This is a genomic window from Flavobacterium sp. N2038, from assembly GCF_025947185.1.
GTDB lineage: Bacteria > Bacteroidota > Bacteroidia > Flavobacteriales > Flavobacteriaceae > Flavobacterium.
The window spans coordinates 3770165-3792557 of record NZ_CP110001.1; the positions used below are offsets into that span (position 1 = coordinate 3770165).

The window sequence follows — 22393 nt, forward strand, 5'->3', positions numbered from 1 at the left end:
CAGGTAACAAGTATAAATACAATATGGACAAAAATAAATACCTAAACATTATTTCTGTTACGCAAACTAACAATGAAAACATAGAGTGCTACAGATTAGAGATTAATCGAGCTTTTTTATTACTAAAAAAACAAAAACAAATTATTGATTTAGAATTGAATAAAAACAAAAGAGTAGAAATTCTTTCCATTGCTTTTCCTGAAATTATAAGATACAACTCTTTTTCTGATTATATAGAAACTTCATCTAATAGAATTTTATACATAAATAAAGGAAAAAAAATTTCTGATTTTTCTACAGGATACTTTCAAATGAAACCTTCTTTTGTAGAAGATTTAGAAAATTATATCTCTCATAATGAAAGTTTACAACAACATAATTCGATTCTCATTCAGAAGAAAACTGAAAAAGAAGTCCGAAAAGAAAGAATAAATCGGTTAGAAAATTTTCAATGGCAATTAAGATATCTTAAAGTGTTTTGGCACATACTTGAGCACAAATACAAGCATGTTAAATTTAAAAATGAAAACGAAAAAATTAGATTTTATGCTACAGCATATAATTACGGATTCACTAAACCCGAAAAAGAAATAACAAAGTATGAGTCTATAAAAATTTTTCCTTATGGAGAAAGAACTAACACAGAAAAATTTGCTTTCGCTGATTTTTCAATTGACTTTATAAATACTTACTCGTCATTTTTTTAACCAATGAACCAGAATAATTATGAGAAATCCTAAATTAATTTTAATCAACTTGCTATTACTATTATTTGCAGCCAATTCCTGTCAAGTAGAAGAATTCAGCCCTAGTCCGACAGAAATAAATTCTGTCGAAAGTTCAAAGAAAATAAATCGTGCTTTTCTAACTCACAAACTGAGTAATCAAAAGATGAAACTAATTTGGAAATCAGCCATAACATTTGAAAATGTAGATGCTGTAGAAGTTAATTTTACTTTAGACAAAAAATATTATAAACCGTTATCAAAAAACAATAAAATATCTGGACGACAAAGATTATTACTTACTTTTGATAAAAAAGGCTTGATAACAGAAACTATTATAGAATACAGACCATCCGATAATTTTACTGGTGATATTAAAGAGATCAATAGTAGTAATTTTAAAAATAATTTTGAGGGTGAAGTTTCTTTTAAAAACCCACTTGATGATCATGCCTTAATTTGGGTTATCACTAATGGCTCCATTATCCAAAAACTAATAGAGAAAAAACAAAAAATAAAAAACAATACTAAAAAATCAGCTGGTTATGAATCATGTCAATGGAATACAGTGAATTATTGGCTTTGTGTAGGCTCTGGTACAGAAGAATCTTGTTTTTATACCAGTCAAGACTTATATCAATGCTTCTGGATAGAAGACACTCCTAATCCAGATCCTTATGATTGTTCCACACAAAACTGGCCTTGGTGTAGTGAGGGTGGTGGTAGTGGTGGTGGTGGTGGTGGTGAAAATCCTCCCTCTCCAGGCCCACTCTCTTCTGATCCATGTACTGTTTCCGCCACAACTTCAAACACTTTTCAAAACAGCAACTTTCCATCAGCTAAATCCAGCATACTAAATGCAGGAGGAGGAATAGAGCATAGCATTACTTTTGGTAAAGATACGAATAACCAAATTACGCAAGCGCCAATGAGAAACGGAGGAGGCTATGCTGTAGCAACAAATACAACCTGGCCCGGTGCATTTGCTGCCATGCACAATCATATTGAAAATTCTCCAATATCTAGTGGGGATATATATGCAAGTATTGAATTAAATGTAACAAATAGTAATTTCAGAACCTCTTTCATTGTTTTGCCCGACGGATCAGTATATGCTATTGTTGTTAATAATTTAGAACTAGCTAAAATTTTCCTTGCTGCTTATCCAGCAGATGTAAAACCTGGCTATAACCCTGAATTTCCTGATTATCTCTTTAATCAAATGCAGGATTTAGTAACAAACATGGGGTCAAGCGTTGATGGACGTACTAGAGCAATGGCTTATATTCTAACTAAGTATGCTTCTGGTTTAACTATAATGAAACAAGATAATAATCAAAACTTTGTTCCTTATAAAACAGAGATGACTATCCCGAATGGCGAAAGAATTTATACTCCAAAATTTTGTAACTAATTAAAAATAATATAAACTATGAAAACCTCTATTAAAATTTTAGCAATATTATTATTTCTAATAAACTATAGCTGTCAAGCACAACAAATGGTTCAGACCACAAAAGATGTTTATAAACTTAAAGAAAACGAACAACAGTTTATAAATAAACCTCTGAAAAATTTACTTAAAGAAATAAAACCAGAAATAAAAACAGCTAATGGAATTAATGACAATCCATTCTTTTTTTCTTTTAGGTTTAGAACTTTAGAACAACAAAAGAAAGATGAAGGGAGCTATGAAGATAGTGTTGCTTTGTATGTTTACGTAAAAGAAGCTTTCGATTGGAAATGGGAAGATCGTCCAAAAGGAAAGGAAATGATTTGGACAAAGAAAGATGCTCAAAAATATCAAAATCTTATTGTTGTTAGAATAAAAGTAATTAATCTGCCAAAAGAGTAAAATCTTAGAATTTAAAAAACACTAAATACAATAACCGGATATGTTATTGTATTTAGTGTTTTTAAAAAATAGCAATTCGGTTTTAATTTAAATTATATCCAAAAAGGAGTAATTAAATAATAAAAAGCATAGAAAAGGTTTCCTATTTATTAATTATCTTTACCGCCTTAAAAAGATATACCACATTATAATAGTAGTTCTTAATGATAAATAACGAAGATTTTTTAGACGAAATAGGTGACAGTCATTTCAGCAGTAATGCAAAAAACCCTTTAAGAGAGGATGCATTTGACTTAACTGATGAAGAAAAAATAGAAAAAATTAAAAAAGATGTCGAAAACATTCTGCAAACTCTTGGAATGGATTTGACAGATGACAGCATAAAAGGCACTCCAAACCGAGTGGCTAAAATGTTTGTAAAAGAAATTTTTGGCGGTTTAAACCCTTCAAAACAACCAAAAGCTTCTACTTTTGACAATAATTACAAATACGGTGAAATGTTAGTAGAAAAAAACATTACCGTTTATTCTACCTGCGAACACCATTTACTGCCAATTATTGGTCGTGCTCACGTAGCTTATATTTCAAGCGGAAGAGTTATCGGTTTATCTAAAATGAACCGTATCGTAGAATATTATGCAAAAAGACCTCAGGTTCAGGAGCGTTTAACTATGCAGATTGTTCAGGAATTACAAAAAGCTTTAGGTACAGAAGATGTTGCCTGCGTTATTGACGCTAAACACCTTTGTGTAAACTCAAGAGGAATTAAAGATATCGAAAGCAGTACGGTAACCTCTGAATTTGGCGGAAAATTCAAAGATGTTCAAACTAAAAGAGAATTTTTAGATTACATAAAACTAGATACACAGTTTTAGTTTAATCGGTAAATCGTTAATTTGTTTAATCGCTTCATTGCAAGTCTTAATTTTCAATTAAACGATTAAACAAATTGACAATTAAACCAAAAAACATGTATACTTTCTCATTTGAAAAACTAGAGGTTTGCCAAAATACAAGAATATTTATTTTGGATATTTACAAATTAACTAGTAAATTTCCATCAAATGAAGTGTTCGGAATAACTTCTCAAATTAAAAGGAGTTCCACCTCAATTGCTACAAATATTGCAGAAGGAACTTCGAGAAATACGAATAAAGATAAAGCTCATTTTTTGACAATCTCATATTCATCAGCAATGGAAACTTTGAATCATTTAATTATTTCAAAAGATTTAAATTACTTATCCGATGTTGATTATACAGAGTGTCGTGAAAAAATTGAAAAAATTTGCAATCAGATAAATAGTTTAAAAAAATACTATCTTTCAAAAGAATAAAAACGCAAATAATTAAACAAATTACCAATTAAACGGTTAAACAAATACAACGATTAAACAGCAAAAATCAATATGCCTTTATATACATCTCAACATCTAAAAATATACAATTCACTTTCAGGTGAAAAAGAAAATTTCAACCCTATTCATGAAGGAAATGTTGGAATGTATGTTTGTGGACCTACAGTTTACAGCAATGTACACTTAGGAAATGTGAGAACATTTATGTCTTTCGACGTTATATTCAGGTATTTTTTACATCTGGATTACAAAGTTCGTTACGTGCGTAATATTACCGATGTAGGACATATTGTAGATGACGTTGATGAAGGTGAAGATAAAATTGCAAAAAAAGCACGCTTAGAACAACTTGAACCTATGGAAGTTGTGCAACGCTATACAGTAGATTTTCATGACATTTTAAAGTCATTTAACTTTTTACCGCCAAGCATTGAGCCAACTGCTACAGGACATATTATAGAACAAATCGAAATCATCAAAAAAATTATCGATACAGGAATTGGCTATGTTGCCAACGGATCGGTTTATTTTGATGTTGTAAAATATAACGAAACCAACAATTACGGAGTTTTAAGTGGCCGAAACATAGAAGATATGTTAGCTAACACCCGTGATCTTGATGGTCAGTCAGACAAAAAAAACCCACAGGATTTTGCACTTTGGAAAAAAGCAGAGCCAGAACATATCATGAGATGGCCTTCACCATGGAGTGATGGTTTTCCGGGCTGGCATCTTGAATGTACTGCAATGAGCACAAAGTATTTGGGTAACCACTTTGATATTCATGGTGGCGGAATGGATTTAAAATTCCCACATCACGAATGCGAAATTGCACAAAACGAAGCTTGCACAGGTCAGTCTCCAGTAAATTACTGGATGCACGCCAATATGCTTACCTTAAATGGTAAAAAAATGGCAAAATCTACCGGAAATAACATACTTCCGGGAGAGATTCTAAGCGGAAACAACAATATTTTGAGTAAAGCCTTTTCAGCATCTGTAACACGTTTTTTCATGTTACAGGCACATTACAAAAGCATTTTAGATTTTTCTGATGATGCAATCGTTGCTGCAGAAAAAGGATATAAAAGATTAATGGAAGCTGTTGAAGCTTTACCAGCTATTTCAGCAAGTACAACAAGCTCTATAGATATCGCATCCTGGAAACAATTGTCATACGACGCCATGAACGACGATTTTAATACCCCAATTTTAATCGCACAATTGTTCGAAGCCGTTCGTTATATCAATTTATTAAAAGAAGGAAAAGAAACCATTACAGCCGAAGATTTAAAAACCTTTACAGCTGCAATAAATGCTTTTGTTTTTGACGTTTTAGGTCTAAGCGACGAAAAGGCAGCTGACAGTAATAATGACAAACTAGAAGGAGTTGTTAATATGCTTATTGGAATGAGAAATCAAGCCAGAGCTGATAAAAACTTTGCCCTTTCTGATCAGATTCGAGACCAGTTGATTGCTTTAGGCATTCAACTAAAAGACGGAAAAGAAGGAACAAGTTTCTCTATCTAGAATAAAAAAACTAATAAACCATGAAAGCCATAACTCCATTTGTTTTATTAGTACGCTTTTATCAAAATGCAATTTCACCCTTTACTCCTGCATCATGCAGATTTGAGCCAACATGCTCAACCTATATGATTCAGGCACTGCAAATTCATGGCTTATTTTATGGCGGCTATTTAGGAATGAAACGCATTTTAAGCTGTCATCCCTGGGGAAGAACCGGCTATGATCCTGTGCCTGAAAAGAAATGTTCACACAAACATTAACTTTTTATAAAGAGGATCTCTACTTTTAATATTTATTTTTGCAACCAATAAAAAAATACAATACTACATGACACACGCCTTAAACTTGGTCTGGAACCCTTCAGAAGGAATCAATTTAGGATTTTTTATGATTCGTTATTATAGCTTAATGTTCGTAATAGCTTTTGGTTTAGGATGGTTTCTAATGAAAAAGATATTCGAACGCGAAAATGAATCAATTGATAAACTGGATTCTTTATTTGTATGGACCGTTTTGGCTACTTTAGCAGGAGCACGTTTAGGACATGTTTTCTTTTATGATTGGGAATATTTCAGAAATCATTTACTTGAAATCATTTTACCTTTTAGATTTGAACCAAAATTTGAGTTTACAGGGTATCAGGGACTGGCAAGTCATGGAGCTGCAATCGCAATTATAGTAGCCATGTATTACTATAGCAAAATGATCTTAAAACGTCCATTATTATGGATTTTAGATCGTGTTGTTATTCCAGTTGCAAGTGGCGCAATCTTTGTTCGTTTAGGAAATTTTTTCAATTCAGAAATAATCGGTCATGATACAACTTCTGCATTTGGAATTCGTTTTTTACACGATCAGTTCAGCAAGTCTGAAGCTGTAAACGCAACTCAAATTGCAGATCCAAAAGAAGCTTATAATGCCATTGCAACTGATCCGAAATTTGCTGATTTATTAGCTCAGGTTCCGGCAAAACATCCAACACAATTGTATGAAGCAATTTGTTATGTTTTTGTATTTGCTGTTTTATATTTCTTATACTGGAAAACCAATGCAAGACTTAAATCCGGTTATTTATTTGGACTGTTTTTAGTACTGTTATTTGTTGTACGTTTTATAGTTGAATTTGTAAAAGAGAGCCAGGGTGGCTTTGAAAGCGAATTAGGAGGCTATTTCTCAACCGGACAATGGTTAAGCATACCTTTTATTATAATTGGAGCTTTTTTCATCTTCAGAGCGCAAAGAAACCCTTTAGCTGCTTCTTAAAAGAAAGCAAACAAAATATAAAGCCCAATATTCTAAATATTGGGCTTTTTTTATAATTGATATGAAATACCAAATTCTATATTTTTAGTATTATAACCTGAATTTACACTCGTCAATCCGGCATTTGAAACATGTCTTATTAAAGGGCGCACATCAAATTGAATCTTTTTTACTTTTACAGAAAGCCCAAGAGCCAAAACATCAGCAAAAGCAAAACCATCAGACATTCGTTCTGTTTCTGTATCTGTAATCATTGGTCCTATACTTCCAAGAAAATAAAGAGAATACGTTTTATTAAGAGGCTTTCTAATCAGAAATCCGACATTTAAGACATACTCACGAATATCTTTCAATTTAGTATACTCCGCTCTTTTCTCTTCAAAATTTGGCTCATCTGGTTTAACAAAATAAAAATTTAATAATTGATGTTTAGCAAAATTAATCTCTGGCTGAAATAAAACTTCATACTGAAAATACTTTGTTTGCTTCAAAACATAATAGAGTTGCATTTTGTAAAAATGATTTTCAAAAGTATAGTCCTTATTATTAAATTCACTTCCAAAGCCATAACCTACCCCAAGTCTGAAACTTTCATTCTTTTGCTGCGCTTTTATTTGTAATGCAGCTAAAAACACAACAGTAAAGAAAAATACTTTTTTTGTCATAATTAAATTTTGATTTTTAAATATAAAAAAAAGATCCAGTTTTCACTGGATCTTTTTTTATTTAAGTAAGCTTAAAATTAAGCTTTGTTGTGTTTGTCTTCGATTGTATGTTTTTCATCACTTGAAATCGTATCAACCAATACTGGTGTAGCGATAAATAATGAAGAATAAGTACCTACAACGATACCAATTAACATTGCAAAGATAAATCCTCTGATTGATTCTCCACCAAAGATAAACATTGTTAATAATACAATGATCATCATTAATGACGTATTCAATGTTCTTGATAATGTAGTATTAATAGAAGCATTTACGATATCTTCAAAACTTCCTTTACGGTTTCCGATGATAAACTCTCTCACCCTGTCAAATACAATTACAGTATCATTCATAGAGTAACCGATAACCGTAAGAATTGCAGCGATAAAGTGCTGATCCATTTCCATGTGGAATGGCATGAATTTATAACATAAAGAGTAGATTCCTAATACGAAGATTACGTCATGCGCAACAGCTGCAATCGCACCTAATGAATATTGCCATTTACGGAAAGAGATCATTAAGTATAAGAAAATAACTGCCATCGCACCAAGAACTGCCCAGTATGAGTTAGTTTTGATATCTTCAGAGATAGAAGCTCCAACTTTAGAAGATTGTAAAACTCCAATTTTCTTACCGTCAAATGTGTTAGTGAATTTATCATAAGTAACATTAGGGAAATACTTCTCTAAAGCTTTGTATAATTTTTGATTCACTTCTTCATCAATTGCAACACCGTCTTCTTTAATTTTGTATTTAGTTGTGATTTTCAACTGATCATCATCACCTAAAACTTTAGCTTCAACCGGAGTTCCAAAAGCAGCTGATAATTCATCAGAAACAACTGTTGCATCAACTGGTTTTTCAAATTTAACCTGGAATGTTCTTCCTCCAACAAAATCAACACCTTCATCTAATCCGTTAACGAAGAAAATAGAAACTAAACTTACTACAACTACAATAGAAGAGAAGATATAAGTGAACTTTTTGATTTTAATGAAATCAAAGTGGAAGTTAGTAAACCAGTTTTTAGTAATATTAGTAGAGAAAGTTAAATCAGCTTTTCCAACAATATTTCTGTCAATAAAAATTCTTGCAATAAAGATTGATGTAAACAATGAAGTTACGATACCAATAAGTAATGTTAATGCAAAACCTTTAATAGGACCTGTTCCAAAAATAAACAAGATAGCTCCAGTTAAAACGTGAGTAACGTTAGCGTCAATGATAGAACGCATTGCACCATGCCATCCGTAAGAAGCTTGTACTGCTTCTGAAAGAGATTTACCTTCACGCAATTCCTCTTTTGCTCTTTCATAGATAATAATGTTAGCATCTACCGCTGTACCTAATGTTAAAACGATACCTGCAATACCTGGTAATGTTAATACAAAACCAAAACTTGCCATAATTCCGAATAAGAAAAGTAAGTTTAATAATAATGCAAGGTTAGCATACCAACCCGCTTTACCATAATAGAATACCATCCAAACACAAACTAATAAGAAACCTAATACCGAAGAAATTGTACCTGCGTCAATAGCTGCCTGACCTAAAGATGGTCCAACAACAGTTGATTGAATAATATCTGCAGAAGCCGGTAATTTACCTGCATTTAATACGTTTGCTAAATCTTTTGTTTCAGCCACATCAAAAGAACCTGTAATTTCAGATCTTCCTCCAGCGATTGGTCCGCTAGTAACACCAGGAGCAGAATAAACGATATCATCCAAAACAATAGCAATATATCCTTTTTGAGAGAATGCTCTTCCTGTTAACTCTTCCCAAACTTTAGCTCCCTGGCTGTTCATTTGCATAGAAACAGCTGGTTTACCTAATTGGTCAAAAGTATCTTTTGCATCAGTAACAACACCTCCGCTCATAGCAGGAACATTGTCTCTGTTACCTTTTAAAGCATATAATTCTACTGCTTCAACTTCTTTTCCTTTAGCATCTTTTAAAGTAGTTGGTTTACTCCAAACAAATTTTGCATTGTGTTGGTCAGATCCCAATAAAATTCTAATATCAGCTCTTTTGAAATATGCATTTACAGTTGCTGTATCTTTAGGAGCAAAATAACCTAAAACGGGTCCACCACCCTGACCAATCATTTTGTCAAATAATGGATTGTTTCCTTTTTTAGTATCAACAGAATCTTTTGCATCAGTTAATAATGCATTCAATGAATCTTTAGCAACAGTTTTAGTTTCTGTTTTTTTGATTTCAGTTTTCTTTAAAGCCTCATTAGAAGCTACTAAGAAATTACCAATTTCTTCTATTTTGAAAGTTTCCCAAAACTCTAATTGAGCTTTACCTCCCAATAATTTTTTAATTCTGTCTACATCTTTAGCACCTGGAAGCTCTACTAAGATTCTTCCTGTTTCTCCTAATTTTTGAATATTAGGCTGTGTTACTCCAAATTTGTCAATACGCTCTCTTAATACTTTATAAGCACTTTCAACAGACTCATCAACTTTTTTCTTAATTACTTTTTGAACTTGTGCATCAGACATTTGAAAATCAATTCCACCTTCTCCTTGTAAACCTCTGTTTGCAAAGATATCTGGCGAAGCTAATTTTACTGTTCCGTTTGAGTTAGCCTCAAAAGCTTCAAAAAACTTATTTAAATAGGTTTTATTTCCTTCTAAGTTTGCAGTTGCATCAGCTAATGATTTATTAAATACCGGGTTCTTAGAATTGTTTGCTAATCCTTTTAAAACATCTTTAATAGAAATTTGAAGAATTACGTTAATTCCTCCTTCTAAGTCAAGACCTTTATTTAGTTGTTTGTTTTTTACTTCATTGTAAGTAAAATCTGTAAAACCAAGATTAAACACTTTTTCTTTACCAATAGAATCTAAATATTTTAGCTCTTTATCAGGATTGTCTCCTGCAAAAGCTTTAGCCTCACTTTTGACATTATTTGCCACAAAAGTGAAGGATAGTTGGTAAATACTTACCAATGCAAATAGAATTGCGAAAAATTTAATAAGTCCTTTATTCTGCATTATTACTAAAAATTAATTATTTTTTATTGTTTGTTTTTGCTTTAAATTCCCATAAAATAAGCCCTGACATGAGTTTTTAAAACTAAAAAATCGAGATCACGAATTACAACATTTTTTTTAAACCGAGCAAATATATAATTCTCGAAAAGATTAACCAATTTATTTATTAATTAATCTCAAAAAAAAGACTGCAAAAGTGCAGCCTTTTTCTTTTTTTACGAAAATCGTTATACTAAAATCGATTTTAGAGCATCGTTCATTCCTCGAACTGCATCTGCACTTTTAGCAAATAACGCCTTTTCCTGATCGTTTAACTGAATATCCAAAATTTCTTCTACTCCGTTTTTACCTATTATACAAGGTACACCTATACATATATCATTTTGACCATATTCTCCTTCTACAAATACAGAACATGCGATCATTTTCTTTTGATCATTCAAAATACTATCCACTAAATAAGCTACAGAAGCTCCTGGAGCATACCAGGCTGAAGTTCCAAGCAAACCTGTAAGAGTTGCTCCCCCTACCATTGTGTCTGCAGCTACTTTTTGCAATACTTCTTCTGAAAGGAACTCACTTACCGGAATTCCGTTATAAGATGCCAAACGAGTTAACGGGATCATAGTAGTATCTCCATGACCACCAATAACCATAGCCGAAACATCATTTGCCGGTTTATCTAAAGCTAAAGAAAGATAAGTTCTGAAACGAGAACTATCTAAAGCTCCACCCATACCTATAATTCTGTTTTTTGGCAATCCTGTTGCTTTTAAAGCTAAGTAAGTCATAGTATCCATTGGATTAGAAACTACAACAATTATAGTATCCGGAGAATGTTTCAATACATTTTCAGCAACTGTTTTTACAATTCCTGCATTTATACCTATTAATTCTTCACGTGTCATTCCTGGTTTTCTTGGAATTCCTGATGTAATAACTACTACATCACTTCCGGCAGTTTTAGAATAATCATTGGTTACACCAGATACTTTGGTATTAAAACCTGTATTTGTTGCACATTGCATAATATCCAACGCTTTACCTTCGGCAAAACCTTCTTTAATATCCAACAACACTACTTCGCTTGCAATTCCTCTATAAGAAATAACGTCTGCGCAGGTAGCTCCAACATTTCCTGCTCCTACAATGGTAACTTTCATATTTTATACTTTATCGGTTATTAATTAATTTGTTTATGTTATAAATTAACAATTCGTTTAATCGTTTAAGTAAATTTAAACAATTAAACGAATTGAAAGTTACATTTTATTAGGCATCGATATTTGCGTAAACCGCATTTTTCTCGATAAATTCTCTACGTGGTGGTACTTCGTCTCCCATTAACATAGAGAAAACTCTATCAGCTTCTGCCAAACTATCGATTGTTACCTGACGTAAAGTTCTAAAGTTAGGATCCATTGTAGTTTCCCACAATTGTTCTGCGTTCATCTCTCCAAGACCTTTATAACGCTGAATATTAGCACTTCCGCCCATTCTTTCATTCGCCTGATCACGTTGAACGTCATTCCATGCATATTCTTTCTTCTGTCCTTTTTTAACCATGTACAACGGTGGCGCTGCAATGTATACGTGACCTTCTTCGATTAATTCTTTCATGAAACGGAAGAAGAACGTTAATATTAAGGTAGAAATGTGACTACCATCGACATCGGCATCACACATGATGATTACCTTATGATATCTTAGTTTTTCAAGGTTCAGTGCTTTACTGTCTTCTGCTGTACCAACGGTAACTCCTAAAGCAGTAAAAATATTACGAATCTCTTCGTTTTCAAATACTTTATGGTGCATTGCTTTTTCAACATTCAAAATCTTACCACGTAATGGTAAAATTGCCTGAAAGTTACGATCACGACCTTGTTTTGCTGTTCCACCAGCCGAATCTCCCTCGACTAAGTAAACCTCACATCTTGCCGGATCCTGCTCAGAACAATCTGAAAGTTTCCCTGGCAATCCACCACCACCCATAACGGTTTTACGCTGAACCATCTCACGTGCTTTTTTTGCAGCGTGACGGGCCTGAGCAGCTAAAATTACTTTTTGGATAATGATACGGGCATCATTTGGATTTTCTTCCAAATAATTTTCCAGCATTTCTCCAACTGCCTGAGAAACCGGAGAAACTACCTCTCTGTTTCCAAGTTTTGTTTTTGTCTGACCTTCAAACTGAGGTTCTGCAACTTTTACCGAAATAATAGCTGTAAGACCTTCACGGAAGTCATCTCCCGCAATTTCGAATTTCAGTTTATCCAACATTCCGGATGCATCGGCATATTTTTTAAGGGTTCTTGTTAAACCACTTCTAAAACCTTGTAAATGCGTACCTCCTTCGTGTGTATTAATATTGTTTACGTAAGAGAAAATATTCTCTGTATAACTTGTATTATAAATTAAGGCAACCTCAACCGGAATTTCACCTTTTTCGTGATCCATGCTGATTACATGCGATACGATTGGCTCGCGATTACCATCTAAATAACGGATATATTCTTTTAATCCTTCTGTAGAATGAAAAACTTCACTTCTGAAAGCACCTTTATCATCAACTTCTCTTTTATCTGTAAAAGTAATTGTGATTCCTTTATTTAAGAAAGAAAGCTCACGCATACGTGCTGATAAAGTATCATAAGAGAACTCTGTAGTTTGCGTAAAGATTGTATTATCAGGATAAAAAGTCTGACGTGTACCTCTTTTATCTGTTTCTCCAATTTGTTTTACCGGATACAATGATTTTCCTCTTTCGTATTCCTGCTCGTAGATTTTACCTTCTCTAAATACAGTCGATTTCATATGAACCGAAAGTGCATTTACAACAGAAACCCCAACCCCGTGCAGACCTCCGGAAACTTTATAAGAATCTTTATCAAATTTACCTCCGGCACCAATTTTAGTCATTACAACTTCTAATGCAGAAACTCCTTCTTTTTTATGTAAATCAACTGGAATACCACGACCGTTATCTTCAACTGTAACCGAACCATCTTCGTTAATTGCAACACCAATGGTATCACAATGTCCTCCCATCGCCTCATCAATAGAGTTATCAACAACCTCGTAAACCAGATGGTGTAGTCCTCGAACCCCTACATCACCAATATACATCGATGGACGCATTCTTACGTGTTCCATCCCCTCTAATGCCTGAATACTATCTGCTGAATAATTGTTCTTCTTGATTTCTTCGCTCATATAATTTATTCTAAAAAAATGTAATTATTGTCTAACACGCAAATATATAAAAACGCAGACTATATATGTCTTAAAATCCTGTTTAAAGCACTTAAGTTATTAACACAATTGTCTGAAAAACCAAAAAATAAACCTAAAAGAAGGGTTAAATTCCAATTTTCTTAAATTCCAAATTCTAAAAATAAGAATGCGGTAAAAAAAACGGATTGATTTTATAAATTCCAAAGTTCAAAAACTCTATTTTTAAGTTGCAAAAAAAAACCGAAATAACATTATCAAATGCATTTCGGTTTCTATAAATTCAAAACTCCTAAAATTGGATTTTGGAATTTAAAATTGGGAATTTAATTTTTCATTATAGTTTCTTATTAAAATCACCTGCATAAATCGAAGTCATCTTATCTAAGCTTAAATACTTTCTCAAAGCAGTATTAACCTCTTCAATTTTTAATGATTTAACTTTACTTTCAAGATCGTCATAATCTTCTAAAGGAACATTATATTGCAGATAAGTATTTACTAAATCCATCAAAGTGCCATCGCTTCCTAATCTGGTTTTTCGCTCATTTTGCCAGCTTACCAAATTTGATTTTAATTCCTCAGCCGTAAATCCGTCTTTTAAAGCTTTTGAAATTTCTTCTTTAACGGCCAACTCAACAGCATTTTTCTTAGTAGGATTTAGTAACGCATAATATTCCCAAAAAGCAACATCATTTGTAATCGGCACATCTATAAAAGATCCAGCTCCATAACTTATTCCTTCTTTCTCTCTTAATCGCATTGGAATTCGCGCACTTAAAAAACCACCACTACCCAAAATTTCATTGGCCATCAAAAATGCAGGATAATCAGGACTGTTACGATCCATTTTAAAGTTTATTTTTCCAAGTGCTATTGCATTCTCTTTGTCCGGAGTAATATAATCTTTATCTAGTTTTTTGGTTTCAGAAAAAGAAGGTTTAGCTAATTCATATTTTGATTTTGAATTCCATTTTCCAAAAGTATTTTCCAAAATCTGAGCTGTTGTTTTAGCATCCAGATCCCCAACTACACTTCCTACTCCGTTATTACCTCCTAAGATATTTTTATAAAAATCAACAATTTCTGACTGTTTTATCTTTTTAAAAGCAGCTATTTGCTCTGAAACTGTAGGCGTGTAAAAAATGCTTTCTCTGCTATAATTTCCGGTCTGTCTTGCAATTTCGGTAACTGCAACTGTTTGCGGATCATTAAGACTTGACTCAAGATAAGTATTATATTCTGTAATTGTTTTATTCAGTTCATTTTCAGGGAAAGTAGAATTAACCAAAAGATCGCCTAAAATCTCCATTACTTCTTTAAAACTATCTTTGTAAGTTGCAATATTAACAGAAAGGGTTTGTCTTGAAAAATTAAAATTTATACTGGATTTTAATTGATCTAATCGATCCTGAATTTGCTCTTTTGTTTTTGTTGTAGTTCCTGTCGTTAGTAATTGAGCCAGGATTCCGCCTGTATCAACTTTTCCTTGCAAATCTTTCTCATTGCTTACAGGAAATTTAAAATTAGCCTGAACTTTTCCTCCTTTGATTTCTTTTTTAATTAATCCGTATTTTACACCATTACTTAACTTTCCTTCTGTTAAGTTTTGTTTTAAGTTTTTAATAGAAGCCTCAAAAGGAGCCGCTTCTTTTTCTAAAGCTTTTCCTTTATAATCTTTAGTGATGGCCGATATTTGTTCATCGGTATATTCTACAGATTTCACCCTTACTTCTTCTTTTGAAGGAATAAATATCCCCACTGTCCTGTTGTTGCTTCTAAAATATTTCTCGGCGACTCTCTGAATATCTTCTTTAGTCAATTTTTCTACAGTATCGCGATATAAATAACCCAGTCTAAAATCACCGGATCCAATCACTTCTGTAAGACTGATCGCAAATGAAATTGTATTGTTTTTTATATCTTCAATTTGCTTGATGATTTTTGCTTTAGCTCTCTCAACATCCTGATCTGTATATTTTGTCGTGCTAATTTTGTCTAGTTCGGCTCTAACAATATCTTCAGTTGCTCTAATGTCTTTATCATTTGGTACCGCAACTCCAAAATACATAAAACTTGCATCACGTACAGTTGGCTGCCAATAATATATACTGGATACTTTTTGAGTTTCTACTAAAGATTTATACAAATATCCTGAAGGATCTGCTGTTAAAATTTCGGCCAAAGCATCAATTGCAGGATAATCTTTATCAGCATATGGAGCAGTATGATAAAGAGCTCCTACATTTTTACTATCTCCTGCTCTTTTAAGTTCTACAAATTTCTCTCCATCCTGTGCAGGTTCAATGGTATAAGTTTTATCTAAAACTCTTTTAGGTTTTGGAATTGCAGCAAAATATTGTCCCACATATTGCAAAGCCTTTTTCTCATCAAACTTACCGGCAATGATCAAAGTAGAATTATCCGGCTGATAATATTTTTCGTAAAACACACGTAGTCTGTTTGCTTTAACACGCTCAATATCTTCTTTGCTTCCAATTGTACTATTTCCGTAATTATGCCATAAATAAGCTGTCGAAATAATTCTTTCCTGCAAAACACCATCTGGGTTATTTTCGCCTATTTCAAATTCATTTCTTACTACAGAAAATTCTTTATCAAGATCAGTTTGCAGAATGGTTGCATTAATCATTCGATCTGCTTCCATTTCAAGGCTCCACTTTAAATTCTCGTCGCTAGACGGAAATACTTCATAATAATTAGTACGATCATACCAGGTCGTTCCGTTTGCATTTCCACCTTTATCTGAAAGCATTTTTTTTATGTCTCCTAAATTTTTGGTGCTTTTAAAAAGCATGTGCTCCAATAAATGAGCCATCCCTTTTTCTCCATATCCTTCATTTCTGGAACCAACATTATAAATAATATTAACTACCATATTGCTTTGTGAAGCATCCGGAATTAAAAGAACTTTTAATCCATTGTTTAAAGAATACTCTTTAATTCCTTCAACATTTGTAATGTATTTGGGTATTTCAGGTTTTTTTTGGGCATAAACTGAACTCAACGTCGCCAGAGAGCAGTACAAAATTCCACTCAGTAAAAGGTTTCTCATAAATTATGTTATTTAGTTATTCTTGGTAACCAAATATAGTATTTTTCTTAAACACAATAATCTCTTATTAACTTACTTTTAGTAGTTTAAACTAAGCCTGCTTATTTTTCATTTTTTATACTTGAAAATAATCTTCCGGTTAAATAAATTGTACAAATAAAAAAATCCGATACAAACATCATCAATGTTTGCATCGGATCTTATATCAAATTAAAATAATATTACTTAAACCGTTATCCCGGATTTTGATTGCTCAGCCCCTGCTTTTACGTGTGCAGCATTTGCTCTTCCGCTTGGATCTTGATTATCCTGCCATTTCGGAATCCATTTACGCACCGTTTGAGCAGCACTAACTTGCGGATAAAATTTATGAAAAATTGATCTGAACAAGTATGCTTCTTTTGTTGTAGGTGAATTATACGGAAATTCTACAGCTGCTCCGGCCATTTGCTCATCTGAAACCTGAGAGGAACAATATTCTATTAATTCATCGATCCAGTTATAACCAACTCCGTCTGAAAATTGCTCCTTTTGACGCCATAAAATCTCTGATGGTAAATATGGATCCTCAGGTGTATCAAACGCTTTTCTTAAAATATACTTTTCGATTCCGTCATAATTCTTTGGCTGTTTTTCTTCGGTTTTAATTCGAATTGCAACATCCAGGAAATCTTTATCTAAAAACGGAATCCTTGCTTCCAGTCCATGTGCCATTGTTGTTTTATCAACACGCAATAAATCGGCAGTAAATAATTTCTGAACTCTTTCTATGGTTTCATCCTGAAATTCTTCTGCAGACGGAGCATTTCTGAAATACAAATGTCCTCCAAAAATTTCATCGGCCCCTTCTCCTGAAAGCACTACTTTTATTCCGGTTTCAGCGATAGCTTTAGACAATAAATACATAGGAACACCAGATCTTACCGAGATAATATCGTAAGTTTCGATATGATAAATTACTTTTTCTAAAACCTGAACGCCTTCTTCTACAGAAAAATGGATTTCATGATGCTCTGTTCCTAAAAATGCTGCTGCTTTTCTCGCTGCAATATTATCCGGAGCATTTGCATCTAAACCAATAGAAAATGAATGCAGTTTTTCTCCATTTCCTTTTAAGAGCCTTGAAGTAATAGACGACACCAAAGAGGTATCTAAACCTCCTGATAATACGACTCCTAAAGGTACATTACTTACCAATCGTTTACGTGTAGCTTCGATTAAGGTTTCACGTATTAGTTTTAAATCAAGACTTTCGACTGCTTTTTTATGATCTTCGTATTCAGGCTGATAATATTTAACAAAACCTGTTTTGGCTGTATAATAATGTCCCGGAGGAAAGGTTGAAAAAGATTTACACTGGTCTGCAATTGCTTTCATTTCTGAAGAAAAATAAATTCTCCCTCTTTCATCCAATCCGTAGTACAAAGGTTTTACACCAATCGGGTCTCTTCCCGCGATGTAATCATCTCCGTTAATAACTACAAATGCAAAAGCACCATCAAGCATATTGCAAAACTTATAACCAAATTCTTCATATAAATGAACAATAACTTCAGAATCTGATTTAGTTCTAAATGAATGTTCTTTTAAGACCGTGTTTTTTAACTCCTCATAGTTATAAATTTCACCATCATGAATCATCCAGGCTTTGCTTGTTCCCTGAATTGGTTGTTTTCCCGATTGCAAATCTATAACAGATAAGCCTTCGTGACAAATTACACTTCCGTTTTCCATAATATGTAAATCACTCTCGTCAGGCCCGCGATAGGCCATTCTTTTAGAAAGTTCTTTTACAAGTTGTGGGTCTTTACCTTTACCAATAACGGCCAATAATCCAGACATACTATTCTATTTTTATTAAATATTTTAAACGCTTCCCTCATGAAACGACTAAATGAAAAATTAACTCTAAATTTAATTTTCAAAGCAAAACTAAAGATAATTTTCTGCTTTTTTCTGATACACCCCTTAAAATATAGGCGATTTAACTTTTTTGCATCAGTAAGTGTCAAATATAAAAAAGAAAGTACAATGTTTCTTCAAAACCCAATTCAATCCACTAATATTTAACATTTTAACTCATACAGACAAGAAAAAAACGTTCTCTAAAAGAGAACGTCTTTTTTAATATAAACTAATTCTAAAAATACTTATTAAGCTTTTTCATAAGCATCATCATGTACACTTGCTACAGCTCTTCCAGATGGATCATTCATGTTTTTGAAAGCCTCATCCCACTCCAATGCAATTTTAGTACTACAAGCAACACTTGCTTCCTGAGGAACACACAGAGCTGCTGCATCACTTGGGAAATGTTCTGTAAAAATCGAACGATAATAATACTCTTCTTTTGAAGTTGGTGTTTGTAATGGGAATTTATATTTTGCATTTGCCAATTGCTCATCCGAAACTTCTCTTGCAACTACTTCTTTCAAAGTATCAATCCAGCTATATCCTACTCCATCAGAAAATTGTTCTTTTTGTCTCCATGCTACACTCTCAGGAAGCATATCTTCAAAAGCTTTACGAACTACCCATTTTTCCATTGGATGTTCTTTGTTGATCATTTTATCTTGTGGGTTGATACGCATGGCAACATCCATAAATTCTTTATCTAAGAAGGGCACACGTCCTTCGATTCCCCAGGCTGCCAAACTTTTGTTTGCACGTAAACAGTCATACATATGAAGTTTCCCTAATTTACGAACGTTTTCTTCGTGGAATTCTCTTGCATTTGGTGCTTTGTGGAAATATAAGTATCCACCAAATAACTCATCTGCACCTTCTCCTGAAAGAACCATTTTGATTCCCATTGATTTAATAACTCTTGCCATTAACCACATTGGAGTTGAAGCTCTTACTGTAGTTACATCATAGGTTTCAAGGTTATAAATTACATCTTTAACAGCGTCTAAACCTTCCTGAATTGTAAATTTAATTTCGTGGTGAATAGTTCCGATATGATCTGCCACTTTTCTTGCTGCAGCTAAATCCGGAGAACCCTCTAATCCAACAGAGAATGAATGTAATTGCGGATACCAGGCATCTGTAGTATCATCAGATTCAATACGTTTCTGTGCGAATTTCTTAGCTACTGCCGAAGTAATAGAAGAATCTAAACCTCCCGAAAGTAAAACTCCGTAAGGAACATCACTCATTAATTGTCTGTGAACAGCCGCTTCAAGTGCCTGTTTAATTTCAGGAATACTTGTTTCGTTATCTTTTACTGCATCATATTCTGTCCAGTCTCTTTTGTACCATTGTACAAATTCTCCGTCTTTGCTTGATAAATAATGTCCTGGAGGGAATAATTCAATTTTTGTACAATATCCTTCTAAAGCTTTTAATTCTGAAGCAACATAAAAAGTGCCGTGTTGATCCCAACCAATGTACAATGGAATAATTCCCATATGGTCACGAGCAACAAAATACTCATCTTTATCTACATCATAAATTGCAAATCCGAAGATTCCGTTCATTTCATCAATGAAGTGTGGTCCTTTTTCTTTATAAAGTGCCAAAATTACTTCGCAATCGCTTTCAGTCTGAAAGTTGTATTTCCCTTCAAATTGTTTACGCAATTCTCTGTGGTTGTAAATTTCACCATTTGCTGCCAAAACTAATTTTTTGTCTTCTGTAAATAATGGTTGTTTTCCAGAAGCCGGATCTACAATCGCCAAACGCTCATGAGAAAGGATTGCTTTATCATTGCTAAATATCCCGCTCCAGTCTGGTCCGCGATGACGAATGATTTTTGACATTTCTAACACTTGAGGTCTTAAAGCTTCTGCTTTTTGCTTTAAATCAAAGGCACATACAATTCCACACATAGTTTAATATTTTTATTTTTAATAAATTTTAATTTTACAAGGCAAAGATGTAATATTAGTTACGATTGAAAAACACAAAACCTTATTTCAGTTATAATTTAAAATCAAAATATTATTTTTACATATAAAATGTAAAATTTTAACATCAAAAAAAGACTTAAACTTGAAAATTTTAATTTTGACTATAAAACTGGTTTAAAATTGAAACTTTAATTCAGTTTTTTGAATTAATTTTTGAGTTTTTCCATTACAAATGAAAGATTCATAAAGAAGAGACAGAAAGCTGCCCTGAAATTATTGTTTACACAATCATCTTAGGCAAAAGTTTATCAATTTCAACAAAGAAAACCCGAGCGATAGCGAATAGACGAAGTAAATCCTCGCAAATAACTCTACAACACTACTAAAACATAGCTCGTGATTTCAACCACGGCAGAAGTATTTATATATTGCGTCTCATAGTTGAAACCACGAGCTATGTTCAATAAAAGATAAAGATTGACAATATAACATTGCGGAGTTACTTTCGAAGATTTCTCGCTCCTCAAAATAACATGATTATAATCCCGTGGTTAAAACCACAGGTTATGTTCTATAAAAGATAAAAATTGACAATATAATACATTGTGGAGTTACTTTCGAAGATTCCTCGTTTCTCAAAATGACAAGATTATAGAGAATTCTTTGTAGTTAATTTAACTTTATCAAAGTTGTTTTTAGACTAATTTAGATTACTCAACACTTTGAATCGTATAATGCGTCTTATTTATCTCAAACTGAAATCCAGTTTTATTTCCCATTAAATGATTTCCCAAAGGAGATTGTGGAGAAAGTGCAATAACATTTATACCGTCAATCGCTATTTTTGGAAGTGCAACACTAACATACAAATAGATTCCATTTGCTTTTACCAGACTTCCTAAAACTATATTTTCACTAATTTTAAGCGGATCTATTTTATCTAAAACTGCTTTTTGACCAATTGCTTCTTTTAGTTTGTTGGTTAACTTCTCCTGCTCGATATGCATCATCGATAAAGCCGTTTCATGCTTATCACCGGCTGAACCTTTTGCATCGTTTTTAGAATCTTCGGTTAGATTTGAAATCATGTCTCTGAATACATCAATTCGATCCTGAACCATTTGTGTATAGTGGGAATATATTTTTTCTTTAAAAGTCATTTTTTTGAAAGGTACTAAGATTCTGAGATACAAAGATGCTAAGGTTTTTTCTTTATTTAAACTTTTATTCGAAAAAAGCTTTTGGGTAAACTACTTCTCCACTTACACCTTTTAAACCATCCTCGGTTAATGCAATCACCATACAGTTTTCGGCGGGAACATCAAAAGGCATATTGATATGGTATTTTTCACAAACTTCATAACCAAACCTTGGATAATAATCCTGATGTCCGAGCAAAATAACCGATTTATAACCTAATTTTTTAGCCACATCATGACCGTACAAAATTAGTTTTGAACCAATACCTTTTCCCTGAAATTCTGGCAATACAGAAACCGGAGCTAATGCTAAGGACTGAAACGATTGGGATTGATTTTTAATTTCAAGTTTTGTAAATAAAATGTGCCCTGTAATTTTACCGTCAACCTCAGCAATTATAGAAAGTTCAGGAATAAAAGCCTCAGAATCTCTTAATCTCTCAACCAAGAACTGTTCTCTATGATCGCTGTATTCTTCTTTTTCAAAAGCTTTTTCTATCAATTGAAAAACGCACTCGTAATCCTTTTTACTTTCTTGTCTTAGTTTAATTTCCATAATGAAATAAATTTAAAGAAAAATAGTCGCGAATT

17 protein-coding genes are annotated in these 22393 nt (G+C 32.9%); 8 read left to right on the forward strand and 9 right to left on the reverse strand.

Features of this window, described 5'->3' with window-relative positions; genetic code table 11:
- Positions 1 to 23 precede the first annotated feature (23 nt).
- The 8 genes from OLM51_RS16700 to lgt all read left to right on the forward strand — a co-directional run bounded on the left by OLM51_RS16700 (position 24) and on the right by lgt (position 6730).
- A complete protein-coding gene (locus OLM51_RS16700) occupies positions 24 to 707 on the forward strand; it encodes a hypothetical protein (RefSeq protein WP_264551733.1) in 684 nt (227 codons plus the stop codon).
- A 19-nt stretch (positions 708 to 726) separates the two neighbouring features.
- Positions 727 to 2139: a hypothetical protein gene (locus OLM51_RS16705; protein WP_264551734.1), complete on the forward strand. Its 1413-nt coding sequence runs from the start codon at positions 727 to 729 to the stop codon at positions 2137 to 2139.
- An 18-nt stretch (positions 2140 to 2157) separates the two neighbouring features.
- Positions 2158 to 2580, forward strand: coding sequence for a hypothetical protein (locus OLM51_RS16710; RefSeq protein ID WP_264551735.1), 423 nt, complete (start codon positions 2158 to 2160; stop codon positions 2578 to 2580).
- 203 nt (positions 2581 to 2783) lie between these two features.
- The gene (gene folE / locus OLM51_RS16715; protein ID WP_264551736.1) at positions 2784 to 3455 is read left to right on the forward strand and encodes a GTP cyclohydrolase I FolE; all 672 of its coding nucleotides are present in this window, start codon (positions 2784 to 2786) and stop codon (positions 3453 to 3455) included.
- Between the two features lie 95 nt (positions 3456 to 3550).
- Positions 3551 to 3916: a four helix bundle protein gene (locus OLM51_RS16720; protein ID WP_264551737.1), complete on the forward strand. Its 366-nt coding sequence runs from the start codon at positions 3551 to 3553 to the stop codon at positions 3914 to 3916.
- Between the two features lie 72 nt (positions 3917 to 3988).
- Positions 3989 to 5467 carry a cysteine--tRNA ligase gene (cysS, locus tag OLM51_RS16725; RefSeq protein WP_264551738.1) on the forward strand — a complete coding sequence of 493 codons (1479 nt, stop codon included), beginning with the start codon at positions 3989 to 3991 and terminating at the stop codon, positions 5465 to 5467.
- 20 nt (positions 5468 to 5487) lie between these two features.
- Positions 5488 to 5727: a membrane protein insertion efficiency factor YidD gene (gene yidD / locus OLM51_RS16730; RefSeq protein ID WP_264551739.1), complete on the forward strand. Its 240-nt coding sequence runs from the start codon at positions 5488 to 5490 to the stop codon at positions 5725 to 5727.
- Between the two features lie 67 nt (positions 5728 to 5794).
- Positions 5795 to 6730 carry a prolipoprotein diacylglyceryl transferase gene (gene lgt, locus OLM51_RS16735; protein WP_264551740.1) on the forward strand — a complete coding sequence of 312 codons (936 nt, stop codon included), beginning with the start codon at positions 5795 to 5797 and terminating at the stop codon, positions 6728 to 6730.
- 50 nt (positions 6731 to 6780) lie between these two features.
- Here the strand turns inward: lgt and OLM51_RS16740 are convergent, their stop codons facing one another.
- The 9 genes from OLM51_RS16740 to OLM51_RS16780 all read right to left on the reverse strand — a co-directional run bounded on the left by OLM51_RS16740 (position 6781) and on the right by OLM51_RS16780 (position 22358).
- Positions 6781 to 7395: an acyloxyacyl hydrolase gene (locus OLM51_RS16740; protein WP_264551741.1), complete on the reverse strand. Its 615-nt coding sequence runs from the start codon at positions 7393 to 7395 to the stop codon at positions 6781 to 6783.
- A 77-nt stretch (positions 7396 to 7472) separates the two neighbouring features.
- Positions 7473 to 10445: a protein translocase subunit SecDF gene (gene secDF, locus OLM51_RS16745; RefSeq protein ID WP_264551742.1), complete on the reverse strand. Its 2973-nt coding sequence runs from the start codon at positions 10443 to 10445 to the stop codon at positions 7473 to 7475.
- A gap of 227 nt (positions 10446 to 10672) precedes the next feature.
- Entirely contained in the window at positions 10673 to 11608 is a 936-nt protein-coding gene (gene mdh / locus OLM51_RS16750; protein WP_264551743.1) for a malate dehydrogenase, read from the reverse strand.
- Positions 11609 to 11717: 109 nt separating this feature from the next.
- Positions 11718 to 13658: a DNA topoisomerase (ATP-hydrolyzing) subunit B gene (gene gyrB / locus OLM51_RS16755; RefSeq protein ID WP_264551744.1), complete on the reverse strand. Its 1941-nt coding sequence runs from the start codon at positions 13656 to 13658 to the stop codon at positions 11718 to 11720.
- 355 nt (positions 13659 to 14013) lie between these two features.
- Positions 14014 to 16752 carry a M16 family metallopeptidase gene (locus OLM51_RS16760; protein WP_264551745.1) on the reverse strand — a complete coding sequence of 913 codons (2739 nt, stop codon included), beginning with the start codon at positions 16750 to 16752 and terminating at the stop codon, positions 14014 to 14016.
- Positions 16753 to 16977: 225 nt separating this feature from the next.
- Positions 16978 to 18594, reverse strand: coding sequence for an asparagine synthase B (gene asnB, locus OLM51_RS16765; protein WP_264551746.1), 1617 nt, complete (start codon positions 18592 to 18594; stop codon positions 16978 to 16980).
- A gap of 311 nt (positions 18595 to 18905) precedes the next feature.
- Positions 18906 to 20582: an asparagine synthase B gene (asnB, locus tag OLM51_RS16770; protein WP_264551747.1), complete on the reverse strand. Its 1677-nt coding sequence runs from the start codon at positions 20580 to 20582 to the stop codon at positions 18906 to 18908.
- A gap of 731 nt (positions 20583 to 21313) precedes the next feature.
- Positions 21314 to 21763, reverse strand: a complete 450-nt coding sequence (locus OLM51_RS16775; protein ID WP_264551748.1) for a hypothetical protein — start codon at positions 21761 to 21763, stop codon at positions 21314 to 21316.
- 64 nt (positions 21764 to 21827) lie between these two features.
- Complete coding sequence (locus OLM51_RS16780) at positions 21828 to 22358, reverse strand: GNAT family N-acetyltransferase (protein WP_264551749.1); 531 nt, start codon at positions 22356 to 22358, stop codon at positions 21828 to 21830.
- Positions 22359 to 22393: the final 35 nt, after the last annotated feature.